Here is a 1,551-nt window from a genome sequence, read left to right on the forward strand (position 1 = left end):
ATAAATAATAAAAAAATATTTAAATATTTTATGAATAATATTGTAAAACAAGTTGCAAATAGTAACTAGTCTTGGTAATATTGAAAAGTCTTTAAATTTTTTTAATTATATTTGGAGCCGTGGCCAAGTGGTTTAAGGCATAAGTCTGCAAAACTTTGATCGTCGGTTCGAATCCGATCGGCTCCTCCAAAATATTAATAATATTTGCAAATATACTTGTAAATATTACTTTTAATAAGTTATAATTGATTAGGTTTAATGATTTAATGAGTTACTATAAATTTTAGTAATTAAATGCGCCTGTAGATCAATTGGATAGATCGTTTGACTACGGATCAAAAGGTTGTGGGTTCAAGTCCTGCCAGGCGCACCATCGGGATGTGGCTCAGCTTGGTAGAGCGCTCGGTTTGGGACCGAGAGGTCGCAGGTTCGAATCCTGTCTTCCCGACCATTATTAAATAAGGGCCCTTAGCTCATTTGGTAGAGCGTCTGCCTTGCACGCAGGAGGTGGTCGGTTCGATCCCGATAGGGTCCACCATTATATATCGGTTAAACATTTAAACTAAAACTGGCGAGGTAGCTCAGTTGATTAGAGCGTTCGGTTCATACCCGAGAGGCCATGGGTTTGAGTCCCATCCCCGCTACCATAGTCTAGGACCCTTAGCTTAGTTGGTTAAAGCTCCCGGCTCATAACCGGGCGAGCATTGGTTCGAATCCGATAGGGTCCACCATACTTAAATACTCGGAGGCTTACCCAAGTCCGGTTGAAGGGAACAGTCTTGAAAACTGTCAGTGCGCAAGTGCTCGAGGGTTCGAATCCCTCAGCCTCCTCCATTATTATTAAATTTTATACATCGCGGAGTGGGGAAGTGGTATCCCGTCGGGCTCATAATCCGAAGATCATTGGTTCAAATCCAGTCTCCGCAACCACGGTCTTGTGGTAAAGTGGTTAATACGCCTCCCTGTCACGGAGGAGATCGCGGGTTCGATCCCCGTCAAGACCGCCATTTAGAAAATAAAACATAAGCAGTATTAATTTAGAGAGTAAGTAAAAGGTCTTACTCTTTTTTTTATTGGTATAATGAATAATTATTTTATTCATTATGGAAGAAAGTTTTTGATTGATTAAGTAAATTAAAAATATTAAAATACACGTATAGTTTAAATAATAAATATAATTTTATTTAAATTTAGCTATTATTTTATAATAGTTTTTAATTTTTAAAAAGGAGCAAAAATATGATAAATAATTTATTAATCTTTAATAACTCATCTTCAAGTATCGTAAGTAGCAATAATGTTGAGACATTGATACCAGTGAATAATGTATTAACATTAGAAAATGGTATCAATGAACCAATTTTAAAAAATATATTATCATTAAATTTTTTATATAATATTGAAATGAGTTCTAAAGAACAACTGCAATTACTAACGGCAGAACAATTACAATTATTAACGAAAAAACACATTAAAATGTTTAATAAAAAACAAATTCAAGCATTTACAGAAGAACAAATACCACATTTCACAAAAGAACAAATTCAAGTA

Annotated in this window: 1 protein-coding gene and 9 tRNA genes; all 10 read left to right on the forward strand. The window is 34.9% G+C overall.

Annotation, left to right across the window (positions count from 1 at the left end; genetic code table 4):
- The first annotated feature begins 113 nt into the window (after positions 1-113).
- Positions 114-189, forward strand: a tRNA-Cys gene (locus M0D11_RS05890).
- A gap of 107 nt (positions 190-296) precedes the next feature.
- Positions 297-373 (forward strand) — tRNA-Arg (locus tag M0D11_RS05895).
- Position 374: 1 nt separating this feature from the next.
- Positions 375-451: transfer RNA gene (locus M0D11_RS05900), tRNA-Pro, on the forward strand.
- An 11-nt stretch (positions 452-462) separates the two neighbouring features.
- Positions 463-538 (forward strand) — tRNA-Ala (locus M0D11_RS05905).
- 32 nt (positions 539-570) lie between these two features.
- Positions 571-647: transfer RNA gene (locus tag M0D11_RS05910), tRNA-Met, on the forward strand.
- Between the two features lie 7 nt (positions 648-654).
- Positions 655-731, forward strand: a tRNA-Ile gene (locus M0D11_RS05915).
- Positions 732-744: 13 nt separating this feature from the next.
- Positions 745-834, forward strand: a tRNA-Ser gene (locus M0D11_RS05920).
- 21 nt (positions 835-855) lie between these two features.
- Positions 856-930, forward strand: a tRNA-Met gene (locus tag M0D11_RS05925).
- Between the two features lies 1 nt (position 931).
- Positions 932-1,007 (forward strand) — tRNA-Asp (locus M0D11_RS05930).
- Between the two features lie 232 nt (positions 1,008-1,239).
- On the forward strand, positions 1,240-1,551 hold a 312-nt coding region (locus M0D11_RS05935; protein WP_252320973.1), incomplete at its 3' end, for a hypothetical protein.

The sequence above is a fragment of the Spiroplasma endosymbiont of Lariophagus distinguendus genome (assembly GCF_023846195.1).
Classification (GTDB): Bacteria; Bacillota_I; Bacilli_A; order Mycoplasmatales; family VBWQ01; genus Spiroplasma_E.